The organism is Cronobacter turicensis, assembly GCF_041222865.1.
Lineage (GTDB): Bacteria > Pseudomonadota > Gammaproteobacteria > Enterobacterales > Enterobacteriaceae > Cronobacter > Cronobacter turicensis.
Genome location: NZ_CP165997.1, coordinates 809,673 through 825,024, shown reverse-complemented (window position 1 = coordinate 825,024; position 15,352 = coordinate 809,673). Strand labels below are relative to the sequence as shown.

At 57.4% G+C, this 15,352-nt stretch carries 15 protein-coding genes; 7 read left to right on the top strand and 8 right to left on the bottom strand.

What is annotated here, in order from left to right; genetic code table 11:
- Positions 1 to 282: 282 nt before the first annotated feature.
- Positions 283 to 1,299 carry an HTH-type transcriptional regulator GalR gene (gene galR / locus AB8W27_RS04005; protein WP_007700864.1) on the top strand — a complete coding sequence of 339 codons (1,017 nt, stop codon included), beginning with the start codon at positions 283 to 285 and terminating at the stop codon, positions 1,297 to 1,299.
- Here the strand turns inward: galR and AB8W27_RS04000 are convergent.
- From AB8W27_RS04000 to AB8W27_RS03980, 5 genes are all read right to left on the bottom strand, one after another.
- Positions 1,260 to 1,736: a GNAT family N-acetyltransferase gene (locus AB8W27_RS04000; protein WP_015742342.1), complete on the bottom strand. Its 477-nt coding sequence runs from the start codon at positions 1,734 to 1,736 to the stop codon at positions 1,260 to 1,262. The two genes, galR and AB8W27_RS04000, sit on opposite strands and share 40 nt — an antisense overlap.
- Positions 1,733 to 2,506: an FCD domain-containing protein gene (locus AB8W27_RS03995; protein ID WP_004385941.1), complete on the bottom strand. Its 774-nt coding sequence runs from the start codon at positions 2,504 to 2,506 to the stop codon at positions 1,733 to 1,735. The genes AB8W27_RS04000 and AB8W27_RS03995 overlap by 4 nt, the downstream gene beginning before the upstream one ends.
- A 61-nt stretch (positions 2,507 to 2,567) precedes the next feature.
- Positions 2,568 to 2,885: a PTS sugar transporter subunit IIB gene (locus tag AB8W27_RS03990; RefSeq protein WP_041923885.1), complete on the bottom strand. Its 318-nt coding sequence runs from the start codon at positions 2,883 to 2,885 to the stop codon at positions 2,568 to 2,570.
- A 10-nt stretch (positions 2,886 to 2,895) separates the two neighbouring features.
- Positions 2,896 to 4,323 carry a glycoside hydrolase family 1 protein gene (locus AB8W27_RS03985; protein ID WP_041924201.1) on the bottom strand — a complete coding sequence of 476 codons (1,428 nt, stop codon included), beginning with the start codon at positions 4,321 to 4,323 and terminating at the stop codon, positions 2,896 to 2,898.
- Positions 4,324 to 4,330: 7 nt separating this feature from the next.
- Positions 4,331 to 5,668, bottom strand: coding sequence for a PTS sugar transporter subunit IIC (locus AB8W27_RS03980; RefSeq protein ID WP_041923886.1), 1,338 nt, complete (start codon positions 5,666 to 5,668; stop codon positions 4,331 to 4,333).
- 274 nt (positions 5,669 to 5,942) lie between these two features.
- Between AB8W27_RS03980 and AB8W27_RS03975 the strand changes: the two genes are divergently transcribed.
- Complete coding sequence (locus tag AB8W27_RS03975; RefSeq protein ID WP_032806772.1) at positions 5,943 to 6,980, top strand: LacI family DNA-binding transcriptional regulator; 1,038 nt, start codon at positions 5,943 to 5,945, stop codon at positions 6,978 to 6,980.
- Here the strand turns inward: AB8W27_RS03975 and lysA are convergent.
- Positions 6,957 to 8,219, bottom strand: a complete 1,263-nt coding sequence (gene lysA, locus AB8W27_RS03970; protein ID WP_015742348.1) for a diaminopimelate decarboxylase — start codon at positions 8,217 to 8,219, stop codon at positions 6,957 to 6,959. The two genes, AB8W27_RS03975 and lysA, sit on opposite strands and share 24 nt — an antisense overlap.
- A gap of 290 nt (positions 8,220 to 8,509) precedes the next feature.
- Here lysA and AB8W27_RS03965 point away from each other — a divergent pair, with 290 nt between their 5' ends.
- Entirely contained in the window at positions 8,510 to 9,448 is a 939-nt protein-coding gene (locus tag AB8W27_RS03965; RefSeq protein ID WP_041923887.1) for a LysR family transcriptional regulator, read from the top strand.
- Here the strand turns inward: AB8W27_RS03965 and AB8W27_RS03960 are convergent.
- A complete protein-coding gene (locus AB8W27_RS03960; protein WP_015742350.1) occupies positions 9,417 to 10,127 on the bottom strand; it encodes an aspartate/glutamate racemase in 711 nt (236 codons plus the stop codon). The genes AB8W27_RS03965 and AB8W27_RS03960 overlap by 32 nt on opposite strands.
- Before the next feature lie 151 nt (positions 10,128 to 10,278).
- On the opposite strand from AB8W27_RS03960, the gene AB8W27_RS03955 reads away from it, so the two are divergent.
- On the top strand, positions 10,279 to 10,602 hold the full coding sequence (locus tag AB8W27_RS03955) for a cupin domain-containing protein (protein WP_015742351.1): 324 nt from the start codon (positions 10,279 to 10,281) through the stop codon (positions 10,600 to 10,602).
- A 56-nt stretch (positions 10,603 to 10,658) separates the two neighbouring features.
- Here the strand turns inward: AB8W27_RS03955 and wzz(fepE) are convergent, their stop codons facing one another.
- Positions 10,659 to 11,792 (bottom strand): LPS O-antigen length regulator Wzz(fepE), encoded by a 1,134-nt coding sequence (wzz(fepE), locus tag AB8W27_RS03950; RefSeq protein ID WP_015742352.1) that lies wholly within the window; start codon positions 11,790 to 11,792, stop codon positions 10,659 to 10,661.
- 609 nt (positions 11,793 to 12,401) lie between these two features.
- Between wzz(fepE) and AB8W27_RS03945 the strand changes: the two genes are divergently transcribed.
- From AB8W27_RS03945 to AB8W27_RS03935, 3 genes are read left to right on the top strand one after another with little or no spacing between them, the layout of a single operon-like run.
- Entirely contained in the window at positions 12,402 to 13,292 is an 891-nt protein-coding gene (locus AB8W27_RS03945; protein ID WP_007700813.1) for a carbohydrate ABC transporter permease, read from the top strand.
- Positions 13,285 to 14,199, top strand: a complete 915-nt coding sequence (locus AB8W27_RS03940) for a carbohydrate ABC transporter permease (protein ID WP_007763840.1) — start codon at positions 13,285 to 13,287, stop codon at positions 14,197 to 14,199. The genes AB8W27_RS03945 and AB8W27_RS03940 overlap by 8 nt, the downstream gene beginning before the upstream one ends.
- A gap of 12 nt (positions 14,200 to 14,211) precedes the next feature.
- Positions 14,212 to 15,339, top strand: a complete 1,128-nt coding sequence (locus AB8W27_RS03935; protein ID WP_015742354.1) for an ABC transporter ATP-binding protein — start codon at positions 14,212 to 14,214, stop codon at positions 15,337 to 15,339.
- The last annotated feature ends 13 nt before the right edge of the window (positions 15,340 to 15,352 follow it).

The following is a 15,352-nucleotide window of genomic DNA, read 5'->3' as shown; positions in this document are numbered from 1 at the left end:
TAAGACGCTGACTTCACCTATCAATACCTCTGGGATCTCAAATGTAGCAACCCGCGAGCGCTACCCGCCAGCCAGCAATCGCAACAGCCCTTCGCAAAGTGTAACTAAAGGTTTTATCTGAAATTATTTGGCTTTTTCTCGTTACATCCGCGGGCACGCGCTCCTTAATTCATTACCTGGCTTTTGTGAGCAAGCGCCCGCTCACCCGGCATGTGGCTTGAAGTGGCTGCGCTTTTCCGTAACACTTACCGTAGTGTAAACGCTTACCCCTGAAGGTACTGAATGCCGACTATTAAGGATGTTGCGCGGCTTGCGGGAGTGTCTGTTGCTACAGTCTCCCGCGTTATTAACGACTCCCCCAAAGCCAGTGACGCCTCCCGCCAGGCGGTGCTGAGCGCCATGGAACAGCTCAACTATCACCCTAACGCCAACGCCCGGGCGCTGGCCCAGCAAACCACGGAAACCATAGGCCTGGTGGTGGGCGACGTCTCGGATCCGTTCTTCGGAGCGATGGTGAAAGCGGTCGAACAGGTGGCCTACCACACCGGGAATTTCCTGCTTATCGGTAACGGCTACCACAGTGAACAGAAAGAGCGTCAGGCAATTGAGCAACTGATTCGCCACCGCTGCGCGGCGCTGGTGGTGCACGCCAAAACCATTCCTGACGAAGATCTCATTCCACTGATGAAGCAGATCCCCGGCATGGTATTGATAAACCGTATTCTGCCGGGCTTTGAAGCACGCTGCGTGGCGCTCGACGACCGCTACGGCGCCTGGCTTGCCACACGGCATTTGATTCAGCAGGGCCATACGCGCATCGGGTATCTCTGTTCAAATCATGCGATTTCGGATGCCGAGGATCGTTTACAGGGCTACTACGACGCGCTGCGCGAACATGACTTACCCTGCAACGACCGGCTGGTCGCCTGGGCTGAGCCGGATGAAAGCGGCGGCGAACAGGCGATGACTGAGCTGCTCGGTCAGGGGAAACAGTTTACCGCCGTGGCCTGTTATAACGATTCGATGGCGGCGGGCGCGATGGGCGTACTGAACGATAACGGCATCGCGGTGCCGCAGGAGATTTCGCTGATTGGATTTGATGACGTGCTGGTGTCGCGCTATGTGCGCCCGCGGTTGACGACCATCCGCTACCCGATCGTCACCATGGCGACCCAGGCGGCGGAACTCGCGTTAGCGCTGGCGGATAACCTCCCGCCGCCGGAAATTACCAATATCTTTACCCCGACGCTGGTGCGCCGTCACTCGGTGGTGGCGCCCGCCGAAACGGATAAATCGTAGCGATAGAGATGCACGGTCTGGTCAGGATAGTCCAGACCGTCGCCGATATACGCCCAGCCGAAACGCTCGTAGTAATCCCGGCAGGCGGAGTAGAGAAACAGCTCCTGAAAACCGTGCTGGCGCGCGTAGTCCATCACCGCGCGCTGTAACGCTCCGCCAAGCCCCTTGCCGCGCTGCGCCTCGTCGATATAGAGCGCCGCCAGCCACGGAAAAAGATCCTGACGGCTTATCAAATCACAGCGCCACAGCCCCACGGTGCCGAGCAGCCGTTCGCCGTCGATCGCCACAAACGTCAGCGGCAGTTGTCCTGCCGTCTGGCTGTGCGTCACAATGCTTGCAAAAAACGCGCGCGGCATTGATGCCCCGAACGCCTGCCAGAGCCAGTCAGTCACTTGCTCCGCATGCTGCGGGGCCTGATACAACGGCACGATAGTCATTGCAGTTTTCCCTGGAAAATCGGCACCGACTCAAACAGATAGCCGTCGAAATCGGGCGCATCGGCATCGGAAAGCTCCATCAGGCTGTTTTTCACATTCTCCAGATGCTGCCACATCGCCTGCCAGGCGCCCATCACGTCGCGACGGCGCAGCGCCGCGAGGATCGTCTGGTAATCGCCAAGCCATTTAAGGCGATGCGCGCGGGTTTCGATATGGGCGCGCAGTTGCTGCCAGAGCGGGCTGCTGTCCATGTGATGCCAGATGCTTTCGACCGTCGCCAGCAGCATCTGGTTTTGCGACGCGCCCGCCAGCACCAGATGAAACAGCTTGTTGTTGTCCTGCGTGGTGTCGTTCATGGCGATAGCGCGCTGTTCCTGCTCCAGTATCCGCCGCAGATTGTCGATATCCGCTTTGGTGGCCATCTTCGCGGCGAACGCGGCGATGTTGCTCTCCAGCAGTTGCCGCGCCTGAAGCATTTCAAACGGGCCGATATCGCTTGAAAAAAAGCGCTCTTCTTCGGCTTCGTGCTCTGCCGGAATGCGCATCACATACACCCCGGAGCCCTGGCGAATATCCACCGTGCCCTGCAACTCCAGCATCAGCAGCGCTTCGCGCACAATGGTGCGGCTGACGCCATATTTCTCGGCGATATTGCGCTCCGGCGGAAGACGGGAGCCGACCGGGTAGTGGCCCTGGATAATTTGCGCGCGCAGATCCTCACCAATCTCCTGATACTGCTTTTTCTCCGGCGGAACGACTGCCTTCTCCACGTGATCACCTGTGCTCTGAATGGACCCAATTTCGCGTGCCGCAAGGCGGCTTCGCGGCGCGTTAGATTACCAGAGATAACGCCTGATCGAGAACTTTCGCGCCGTTAAGCGTGCCATAAGCGACAGAATCAATGACCGCGATCGGGATCTGGTGCTCGTCGGTCAATTTTTTATTTTCCGCAAGCTTAAAGCGCACCTGCGGCCCCAGCAGCACCGCCTGAATGTCGCTGCCGTGCTGTTCTAATTCATCGCGCAGATTCTGCTCGGGGATGGCGTAGATTTTCAGGTCAAGCCCGCGCTCGACGGCGGTTTTTTCCATTTTCGTGACCACCAGCGATGTAGACATGCCGGCGGAACAGCACAGTACGATACGTTTCATCAGCGGTTCCTTATTTCCATTCATCATCAATCGTGAGGGTCAGGGTGCGCGACTCGCGCAGGCGCCTGTACCAGTGCAGCGATTTTTTCGCGCGTCTGGCGCGCTGGCGCTCAAGGTCAATCTCGACCAGGCCATAGCGGTTTTTAAAGGCGTTCATCGGCGAGACGTTGTCGGTAAACGCCCACAGCATATAGCCCTGACAGTTCGCGCCCGCCTCGCGCGCCAGCAGCGTCTGGTACAGGTGCTCGCCGATAAACCCGATACGGTAGTCATCTTCAATTACGCCGTCGGCGTTGCGAAACTGCGCTTCGTTTTCAACGCCCATCCCGCTCTCCGCGACAAACCACGGAATATTGCCGTACTCATTTTTGAGCCGCATCGCCATGTCGTAAATGATGCGCGGGTAGATCTCCCAGCCGCGCGATGTGTTCATTCGTCGCCCCGGCAGCTCGAACGGCTCGTAGTAATACGCCGGATGGAACGGCGTTTGTGGATGCCAGGCGCGCGACGGCGCTTTGACGCGATGCGGGTAGTAAAGGTTGATGCCAAGTTCATCCACGGTGTTGTCGCGAATGATCGCAAGCTCCTCTTCGCTGTACTCCCACGCCACGCCGTGTTCCTCAAGCAATTGCACCAGCTCAGGCGGATACATGCCCTTCACTAAGGGGTCCAGGAATACGCGGTTATAGAAGAGATCGTAGCGTTCGGCGGCGTTGACATCGTGCGGCGCCCGCGAGCGCGGATAAGTCACCTCCGGGTTCAGAATAGCCCCCACGCTGCCCGCGTAGCCTTTCTCGCGAAACAGGCGGACCACTTTCGCGGTAGCGAGCGTTTTATGGTGGTTCCACTGCATCCAGGTCGCGGTGTTCTGCTCATATGGCCAGCGCAGCGCGTCGAGATAGACACGCGTCTGCACCACAATCGGCTCGTTGAAGGTAAACCAGCGCGACACTTTCTGGTGGTAGCGCTCAAAGACTTTTTCGGCGTAGCGCACAAACAGCTCGACCACTTTTTTAGACGACCAGCCGCCGTAAGTTTCAAAGAGATAGCCCGGCAACTCGTAATGCTCAAGGCAGATCATCGGTTCGACGCCTGCCGCCCTGATCGCGTCCAGAAAACGGTCGTAATACGCCGCGTACTCTTCATCGACGATGCCTTTTTCATAATCGGTGAAAAAGCGCGACCAGTTAATCGACGTGCGGTAGTGCGTCAGCCCCGCCTGTTTCATCAGCGCCACGTCTTCTTCGTAGCGGTTGATAAGGTCGGTCGCGCCCGCCGGTCCGTAGCCGTCGTGCCACACATGGCGATCGTTTTGATACCAGAGATCAAGCCAGGAGTCCTGGCCCGGTTTTTTACCGCTCCATCCTTCGGTCTGCCAGGCCGACGAGGCCGCGCCGAGAATGAAATCCTGCGGAATGGCGAGAGTTTTTTCGCTCATGCGGCCCTCATACGTTTTTCGCGGTTTCAACGCGGGTGGCTTCTGCCTGCGCCTGCTCCGCGCGGCGTGACGCAATTTTCACAAACGGCAGATAGATAAGAATGGACACCAGAATACAGACCAGCTGCGTGACGACCGCGCCCATCGAGCCTGCGGTGGAGAGCCAGGCGTTAATCAGCGGCGGCGTGGTCCAGGGCACCATGACGACGGCTTTCCCGGCGAAACCCATGACCGTTGCGAAATAGCCAATCGAGCCCGTTACCAGCGGCGTGATGATAAAGGGCACCGCCAGGATCGGGTTGAGCATAATCGGCATCCCGAAAATCACCGGTTCGTTGATGTTGAAAATGCCAGGGCCAAACGAGAGCTTGGCTATCTCTTTCATCTCTTTGCGTTTGGTGGCGATCATCACCGCGATCAGCAGGCCAATGGTCAGCCCGGAGCCGCCGATGCTCATATACACATCCCAGAACGGCATAGTGATGATGTTCGGCACCTCTTTGCCCTGCTCAAAGGCGCTCATGTTGACGGTAATCGCGCCGAGCAGCAGCGGTTCGCGGATGGGCTTAATCATCTGGTTGCCGTGAATGCCGATCACCCAGAAGAGCTGGGCGACAAACATCAGCAGCAGAATACCCGGCAGGCTCTGCACCACGCGCTCCAGCGGCTGCTGCACCACCTGATAAACCGCGTCGTAGAGATACATGCCGGTCACCTGATGGAACACAAAACCGAACGTGGCGATCGCGGTAGTCGTGATGATCGCCGGGATCAGCGCTGAGAACGACGCCGAGACGTTCGGCGGCACGGTATCGGGCATTTTAATTTTCAGCCCGTCGCGATGCTCAAGCCAGGTGTAGATCTCAACGGACAGAATGGCGATAAACATCCCAAGGAACAGGCTACGGGTGTCGGAGAACTGGCGCAGCAGCACATCTTTCACCAGGTGCATTTCGCCATCCACCAGCATTTCGACCGTGGTCGGCGTCACGCAGATAAAGCAGATCACCGCCAGCAGGCCGGGGAAAAGCGTCTTGATGCCGTTGATACGCCCAAGTTCGATGCCGATTAAAAACACCGCGCCAATGTTTAAGAAATTCAGCGTCGCGTAGTTAATGGCGCTGGTGATGGGCTTGAGCGCCGAGAGAAATGCCAGCGACTGGAAACTCGCCAGTCCGTTTTTCGGATCCAGCACCATGTTGGAGATCAGTACCGAAAAAGCGCCGACGATGATCACGGGCATCAGCGTAATAAACGACGCCTTGATGGCCATGATATAGCGGTAACTGTTGAATTTTGTTGCGAAACTGCCCAGAGAATCGATCAACTTTTCCTGGAACGCCATAGGGTGTGCCCTCTTTGAATGTGGCTTTTTTATCGGAAAGGTTACCGCTGAATACCTTTTTTGGTATGCCAAAAAATAGGATCGCCCGGCGTAATTATCTGTGACGTTTCTCCCACAAACGGCCATTGGTATTCCAAATATTCAAAATAGCCCTATTTGGCATACCAGAATCAGCTGGCATCTGAACGACCGCCAGACGCGCGGGGCGGCCCGGTTGCCGCCCGGCTTGTGTGTTAAACTCCATCGAATCACGACGACAACGGGAGCGAAGGAAATGGTGACAATGCGGGATGTTTCAGTTCGGGCAGGCGTTTCCAAAGCGACCGTTTCACGCGTGCTCAATAACACGGGTCAGGTGAAAGAGAGCACCCGCGCGCAGGTTTTTCGGGCAATGGAAGAACTGGGATACCGCCCTAACCTGCTGGCCCGATCGCTGGCGCACCGCACCAGTAACAGCATTGGTCTGGTGGTATCGAGCTTTAACGGCTTCTACTTCGGGCGTCTGTTGCAGCAGGCGTCGCGCCAGACCGAGGCGCATGGCAAGCAGCTTATCGTCACTGACGGCCACGACACGCCCGCCCGTGAGCTGGAAGCCGTGCAGATGCTGGCAGACCGGCAGTGCGACGCTATCGTCCTCTACACCCGCCATATGAGCGAAACCGCGATTATGGAGCTGATTGATAACACCGCCGTGCCGCTGGTGATTATCAACCGCGACGTCAGCCAGGCGCGCGAGCGCTGCGTCTTTTTCGAACAGCAGGACGCGGCCTTTCAGGCGGTGGAATATCTGATTGCACAGGGGCACAGGGAGATCGCCTGCATTACGGTGTCGCTCGCCACGCCCACCGGCCAGGCGCGTCTGCTGGGCTACCGCCGCGCGCTGGAAAAACACGGCATCGCAGGGAACGAGGCGCTGATTAAAAACGGCGATTCCAGCATGAGCGGCGGCCATGCGCGCTGCCAGGAGCTGCTGGAGCGCGGCGTGCGCTTCAGCGCGCTGTTCGCCTGCAACGACGACATGGCGCTGGGCGCGTCGAAAGCGCTCTACCAGGCGGGCCTGCGTATCCCTGAAGATGTGTCGTTGTTTGGCTTCGACGACGCGCCGAGCGCCGCCTGGCTTGAGCCGGGGCTCTCGACGGTCTGTCTGCCGATCGAAGATATGATAACCACCGCGATTGAGAGCGCGGTGCGGCTGGCGCGCGACGAACCGCTCGCCGCGATCCCGCCGTTTACCGGCACCCTGGTGTTGCGGGATTCCGTCGCGCCCGGCCCTTACGCCGTCGCGCCGTTAAAAACGCTCAAGCGCCAGTAATTCGTCGATCGTCTGACGACGGCGAATGGTGCGCGCCTCGCCGTTTTCCAGCAGCACTTCCGGCAGGAGCGGACGGCTGTTGTAGTTTGATGACATCGACGCGCCATACGCGCCGGTATCGTGCAGCACCAGATAATCGCCCGGACGCACCGCCGGCAGCGCGCGGGTCTCCACTTTGCCGCCCTCTTGCTGCGTAAACACATCGCCCGATTCGCACAGCGGCCCGGCAACGACGGTGTCCAGCCTCGGCGCGTCGCGCAAATCGCGCCCATCCGCCGCCAGCGCGGAAATATGGTGATAGCTGCCGTACATCGACGGGCGCATCAGATCGTTAAAGCCCGCGTCGATCAGCACGAAATGGCGCGATCCCATCTCTTTCACGCTGCGCACCTGCGCCACCAGCACGCCCGCTTCCGCCACCAGAAAACGCCCCGGCTCGATCTCAAGTTTGATCGGGTGACCAAAGTGCTCAGCGATCTGCTCGCGGGCGCGGTTCCACAGGCCGAAATAGTGGCCGGTATCGATGGTTTCGTCGCCCTCGCGGTAAGGAATGGAGAGCCCGCCGCCGGCGGAGATCGCCTCCAGATCCTGCCCGAACTCAATCACCTGACTTACCATCGCGCCGCATACGCGCTCCAGATGCCCGTAATCGACGCCCGAGCCGATATGCATGTGCATTCCGATAAGCTTCAGTTGATAGCGCTGCATTACCGCCAGCGCGGCCGGGAGATCGCTGTACCAGATACCGTGTTTGCTGTTCTCGCCGCCGGTGTTGGTTTTCTGGCTGTGGCCGTGACCAAAGCCCGGATTGATGCGCAGCCAGACGCGATGCCCCGGCGACACCGCGCCGAGCTGCTCCAGCATGTCCACCGAGCCCGCGTTGACCGGCACGCCCAGTTCATGCACGCGGGCGAGAGTCGCCTCATCCAGCACATCCGCCGTAAACACGATGTCATCCGGGTTCTGGCGCGGATCGTAGCCCGCGGCGATAGCGCGTTCGATCTCGCCGAGCGACACGGAATCCACTTTAACGCCCGCCTCGCGCATCAGGCGCAGGATATGAATATTCGAGCAGGCTTTCTGCGCAAAACGAATGACATCGAACTGACGCAGGCGGTCGATTTGCGTGCGGATGATCTGCGCGTCATAAACCCAGACCGGGCCGCCGTACTGCGCAGGCAGCGGCAGCAGCGTGTCGGCGTTAAGGGCGCTGTCGGTGTGATAAAGCGAACGTGGCATGGCGAGACTCCTTTAAGCGAATAACGCTATTACGCCACAGCCGTTAGCGAAGAAAAAATATCGTTTTCTCTGGAGTCTATGCAAAAATGATATGGTTTTTGGATGCCGTGAATTAACCTGTAGGGCGGGTAAGCGCAGCAAACTCGCCACTGGCGACGTATCTGTCCTTGTAGGGCGGGTAAGCGCAGCAAACTCGCCACTGGCGACGTATCTGTCCTTGTAGGGCGGGTAAGCGCAGCGCACCCGCTGGATCGCCAGCGGCGCCTGTTCACACAACCAGGGGTTCACCTATGTCTGGCGTCACGCTCCGCCATATCGAAATTTTTCACGCGGTCATGACTGCGGGCAATCTCACGGAAGCGGCGGCGCTCCTTCGCACCTCGCAACCTACCGTCAGCCGCGAGCTGGCGCGCTTTGAAAAACTGATTGGCCTGTCGCTGTTTACCCGCACCCGCGGACGGCTGCATCCCACCGTGCAGGGGCTGCGCCTGTTTGAAGAAGTCCAGCGCTCCTGGTACGGGCTCGACCGCATCATCAGCGCCGCCGAAAGCCTGCGCCAGTTCCGCCAGGGCGAGCTCTCCATCGCCTGTCTGCCGGTTTTCTCGCAGTCGCTGTTGCCGTTGCTGCTCAAGCCGTTTCTGGATAACTACCCGGAAGTGAGCCTCAATATCGTGCCGCAGGAGTCGCCGCTGCTTGAAGAGTGGCTCTCCGCCCAGCGTCACGATTTGGGCATTACGGAAAATACCGCCGCGCCCGCCGGCACCGAGCGCCTGACGCTGCTGACGTTAAATGAAGTGTGCGTGCTGCCCGCAGGCCATCCACTGGCCGATAAACCACAGCTTACGCCGCACGATTTCGCGGGGGAAAACTACATCAGCCTGTCGCGTACCGACAGCTACCGGCAACTGCTTGATTCGCTCTTTCAGGAGCATAACGTGCAACGGCGCATGGTGCTGGAAACCCATAGCGCAGCGTCGGTTTGCGCGATGGTGCGCGCGGGCGTCGGCGTTTCGATAGTGAACCCGCTGACGGCGCTGGATTACGCGGCGACGGGCATCGTGGTGCGCCGCTTTAGCGTGGCGGTGCCCTTCACAGTGAGCCTCATCCGCCCCCTGCACCGCCCTGCTTCCGCCCTGGTCGAAACCTTCAGCCGACATTTACAGCAGCAGATGACCGGGCTCGGCGACACGCTGGAGGCTATGCTGGCGAGTCCTGGTCGCCCAGCATAAAGTTCACCGCATCGGCGGCATGCAGCGCGGCGGTATCGAATACCGGCACAGGACAATCCTGCGCGCCGAGCAACAGGCCGATTTCGGTACAGCCGAAAATCACGCCCTGCGCGCCCTGCTCCGCCAGGCGCTCAATCTGCTGCTGGTAGTAGCGTTTTGATTCAGCGGTAATTTTGCCAAGGCACAGCTCGTCGAAAATAATCTGGTTAATGCGCGCCCGCGCAGATTCATTCGGAATAAGCGACGTCACGCCGAACCCCTGCGCCAGCCGCGCGCGGTAGAAATCCTGCTCCATGGTGTAACGGGTGCCGAGCAGCGCGACCTGGCGTAGCCCGGCCTGCGCAATCGCACGTCCCGTGGCGTCGGCGATATGCAAAAACGGCAGCGCGCAGCGCGCTTCAATCTGGTGCGCCACTTTATGCATCGTATTGGTACACAGCACAATCGCCTGCGCACCGGCGCGCTCTAAACCGAGCGCCGCCTGTGCCAGCATGTCGCCCGCCTTATCCCATTCGCCGCTCGCCTGACAGGCTTCGATGTCGTGAAAATCGACGCTGTGCAACAGCAGCTGCGCGGAGTGCAGCCCGCCGAGACGGTCACGGACGCCTTCATTAATTAACCGGTAGTAAGGGATAGTTGATTCCCAGCTCATGCCGCCGAGCAAGCCCACTGTTTTCATCGTTGCCTCCTTTTGCGCTTTCCCGGTTATAACATGCCCGTGGGGCGGAACAAATGTGATCCGCCCGCCATTTCCCGGCGCGCCGCGTTCTCTTCTTTTTCTCGCCAGGATAGATTAAATGAAACAACGTTTCACAAATCAGAGGCACGGCATGTTTATCTATCATAAAGACACGACGCTTGAAGATGTAGGCGATGGCGTAACGCGCCGCATTCTGGCCTACGGCGGTAAAATGATGGCGGTAGAAGTCAACTTTGACGCCGGTGCGGTCGGCCCGATGCACTGCCACCCGCATGAGCAACTCACTTATGTGCTTTCCGGCGAATTCGAATTCACCATCGGCGAAGAAACCCGCCGCGTGAGCGCGGGCGACACGCTCTATAAACAGCCGAACATCATGCACGGCTGCGTCTGTATTGCGCCCGGCACGTTGCTCGACACCTTCACGCCGGTGCGCGAGGATTTCCTCAAATAAACCGCGCCCATAAAAAAAGCCGCCCGATGAGGCGGCTTTTTTACACGCGAAAAGTATCACGGCAGCAGGGTATCAGCGCCCGCCGGGTGGACCTGACGCTGCGCAATGACATCGCGCACCAGCACCAGCGCACAGGCGATAATAAAGCCCATTAGCGTTGCCAGGATAAGCACCAGCGCTTTACCCGGCCCGTCGCTTTTTACCGGCAGCGAAGGTGCCATCTGATAGTGGAACGGCTGGAAATCCACGTCGGCCAGGTTAAGCTTTTTCAGCTCCGCCAGACGGTACTCCCGATTCTGAATGGCGGCGTTCAGCGCCGTGACATCAGTAATCGAGCGCTCAATGGCAAGCTTTTGCGCAAGCCCGTCAGCGCCAAGCGCAATCGAGTAATCCGGATCGTCTTTCACCGCCTGTCCGTTGCTGTACACCGGCTTTTTAATACCGGCGGCATTCGCGACCTGCAACGAATAATTCAGACGCTGAATCGCGATTTTATGCTCGTTAGCCAGCGTGTTGCGGTCAATCATCAGGCGGCTCTCTTCCGATTTCACTTTCAGTTCAATGGTCGTGCGCAGATTCTCAAGCACTTGCCGTTGTACCGCCAGCGCCGCGTAATTGATGTATTCCTTTAGCACGCGCTGCGCGTCCTGCGCTTTCGGCGCGGTAAAGCTCAGCGTCCAGGAGCTGTAAGGCGAAGCCGTCGGCGCTTTCGGGTTATCGTTGGAGGTCATTTTAATGCGCTGCGCCACCAGCGTAACGGCGCGCTCCAGGCTTTCGGTATCGCTTTGCGCTTCTTTCACCTGCGCCTGCACCCACGGCGAGGTGCGCAGGAATTTCTCCTGAAGCGCGCGCGAATCGAATTTTTTCAGGAACATATTTTCAAGCGACGCGGCGTCAATCGCGGCATCGACATCCAGCACCTGAAGATCCACCAGCACGCGCTGCAACTCTATCAACTGGCGCGTTTCCGGAATGGAAACCACAGCCTCGCTGGTCCATTTCTGCGGCAGCAAAAAGGCGAGCGCCAGGCCCATCACGATAAACAGCGCCGTGATCGAGAGGATCATCTTACGGGCTTTGAACAATACTGCGACCAGCGCAAACAGATCTAACTCGGCGCGCGGGTGATCCAGGAGCGGATAATCCGGCGCGGAGGCAAGCGGATTATTTTTAATATCTATCGATGACATAGTGAGTGAGTTACGTTTAATTGAGCTGCTGATGAAGTCGAAATTATTTGCGTGGAAACAATATGCGTGCGAATTGTTTCACCGGTCAAATACATAAATCTTAGAAAGTGAACGGCCGCACATACCTATCCCTTTGACAAAATTGGAAAAGTTGTGCAAAACAGAGAAACATATCCTTGTTGTAAGGAGAGATACTACGTCCGTAATCATCATTATTACGAATAATCCTAATCCAGGGCAAACACTAATTGAGCCACCTACCAGAAGTTGTGTCGCCTCCCTCCCCCTGAAAATGGCGCTGCTTCAAAAAACCGGAACAGCGTTTCGACCACGATCACATTTCCACCATTTATAGAATGACGGCGAAATAAATAGCAATAAAATAAATTAAAACGCTGTTTTAGAAACAAGAAACAACGGTTCAATAAATAATAACGTCGCGATCTTCATCACGTTACGGTCGCTTGTTTTCTTGGCAAGACATTATTTGCATAGCGATGGCAAGGCCGCCCGGCCACGCGATTCCGGGCCTGGCCCGTTCGCTGTCGCGGTTTACTGCACGCGAAATCCGATCCGATTAATGAACCCTTGAATGCCAGGTAGGTATGTATGAATGAAAACAAGCTTCTGGGTCTGGCCTGGATATCACCCTATATCATTGGGTTGATAGTCTTTACAGCCTTCCCTTTTGTTTCCTCTTTCGCGCTCAGCTTTACCGAGTACGACTTGATGAATCCGCCGGTGTTTAACGGTATTGAAAATTACCGCTATATGCTGATGGATGACGATCTTTTCTGGAAATCGATGGGCGTTACGTTCGCCTACGTTTTCCTTACCATCCCGTTAAAGCTCGCGTTTGCGCTCGGTATCGCGTTTGTTCTCAATTTTAAACTGCGCGGCATCGGCTTTTTCCGCACCGCCTATTACATTCCGTCGATTCTCGGCAGCTCTGTGGCTATCGCCGTGTTATGGCGCGCGCTGTTCGCCATCGACGGCCTGCTGAACAGCTTTATCGGCGTGTTTGGACTGGACCCGGTGAACTGGCTTGGCGAGCCGTCGCTGGCGCTGATGTCCGTCACGCTGCTGCGCGTCTGGCAGTTTGGTTCCGCGATGGTGATTTTCCTGGCCGCGCTGCAAAACGTGCCGCAATCGCAGTATGAAGCGGCGATGATTGACGGCGCGTCGAAGTGGCAGATGTTTATCAAGGTGACGGTGCCGCTGATTACGCCGGTCATTTTCTTTAACTTCATCATGCAGACCACCCAGGCGTTCCAGGAGTTTACCGGCCCGTACGTGATTACCGGCGGCGGCCCGACGTATTACACCTATCTCTTCTCGCTCTATATCTACGACACCGCCTTTAAATATTTCGATATGGGTTACGGCGCGGCGCTCGCGTGGGTGCTGTTCCTGGTCGTGGCGCTCTTCGCCTCTATCGCCTTTAAATCCTCGAAATACTGGGTCTTCTACTCTGCCGATAAGGGAGGCAAAAATGGCTGATATCCAACAGGGGCAACTGGCTCCCCGTCCGGCCATGAGCGCGGGCGACCGTGAAGTGGCGCGCACGCTGCGGCGCGAAAAAGTCAGCCGCGTCGTGCGTTACGTGATTTTGCTGTTCGTCGGCCTGTTGATGCTCTACCCGCTGGCGTGGATGTTCTCGGCGTCGTTTAAGCCCAACCATGAGATTTTCACCACGCTCGGCCTGTGGCCGACGCATGCGACCTGGGATGGCTTTATTAACGGCTGGAAAACCGGCACCGAATACAACTTCGGCCACTACATGATGAACACCTTCAAGTACGTGATCCCGAAAGTGGTGCTGACGGTTATCTCCTCCACCATCGTGGCGTACGGTTTCGCGCGCTTTGAGATCCCGTGGAAGAAATTCTGGTTCGCCACGCTTATCGCCACCATGTTGCTGCCGAGCACCGTACTCTTGATCCCGCAGTACCTGATGTTCCGCGAAATGGGGATGCTCAACAGCTATCTGCCGCTCTGGCTGCCGATGGCCTTTGCCACCCAGGGATTCTTCGTCTTTATGCTGATTCAGTTCCTGCGCGGCGTGCCGCGTGACATGGAAGAAGCGGCGCAAATCGACGGCTGCAACTCCTTCCAGGTGCTGTGGTATGTGGTGGTGCCGATCCTCAAGCCCGCCATGATTTCGGTCGCGCTGTTCCAGTTTATGTGGTCGATGAACGACTTTATCGGGCCGCTGATTTACGTCTACAGCGTCGACAAATACCCGATAGCCCTGGCGCTCAAAATGTCCATCGACGTGACCGAAGGCGCGCCGTGGAACGAAATCCTGGCAATGGCGAGCATCTCCATTCTGCCGTCCATCATCGTCTTTTTCCTGGCCCAGCGTTACTTCGTACAGGGCGTGGCCAGCAGCGGAATCAAAGGTTAACAGGGGAATATCATGGCTGAAGTTATTTTCAATAAGTTAGAAAAAGTCTATTCCAACGGCTTTAAAGCGGTTCATGGTATCGACCTGAAAATCGCCGACGGTGAATTTATGGTGATTGTCGGTCCTTCCGGCTGCGCCAAATCGACCACGCTGCGTATGCTCGCGGGCCTGGAAACTATCAGCGGCGGCGAAGTGCGCATCGGCGAGAAGCTGGTAAATAACCTGGCGCCAAAAGAACGCGGTATCGCGATGGTGTTCCAGAACTACGCGCTCTATCCGCATATGACGGTGCGCGAGAACCTGGCGTTCGGCCTGAAGCTCAGCAAACTGCCGAAAGATCAGATCAACCGTCAGGTAGATGAAGCCGCGAAAATCCTTGAGCTGGAAGAGCTGCTCGACCGCCTGCCGCGCCAGCTCTCCGGCGGCCAGGCGCAGCGCGTGGCGGTAGGCCGCGCGATTGTGAAAAAGCCGGATGTGTTTCTGTTCGACGAGCCGCTTTCTAACCTCGACGCCAAACTGCGCGCCTCGATGCGTATCCGTATTTCCGATTTGCATAAGCAGCTGAAAAAGAGCGGCAAACCGGCCACCACGGTCTACGTGACGCACGATCAGACCGAAGCGATGACCATGGGCGACCGCATCTGCGTGATGAAGCTTGGTCATATTATGCAGGTGGACACGCCGGATAACCTTTATCACTACCCGAAAAACATGTTCGTGGCGGGTTTTATCGGCGCGCCGGAGATGAACATCAAGCCCGGCAAACTGGTGGAAGAGGCAGGGCAACTGCTGATTTGCATCGGCGACGATCGCCTGGCGCTGACGCCGCGCCAGCAGGACAAAGTGGCCGCGTACGCCGGGCAGCAAGTGTATTTCGGCATTCGTCCGGAATATATCTCGATTTCCGATACGCCTTACGCCGAGCCCTGCGGCACCGGTGAGCTGGTCCGCGTGGAGAATATGGGTCATGAATTTTTCGTCTACCTGAAGGTAGCGGATTTCGAGATGACCTGCCGCATCCCTTCCGATGAAGCTAAGCCGATGATTGATAAGGGCCTTCACCGCAAGGTGTATTTTAAGTTCGACATGAATAAGTGTCATCTTTTTGACGCCAAAACAGAACAGAACCTCTCTCTCTGACAGGAGTCTTATA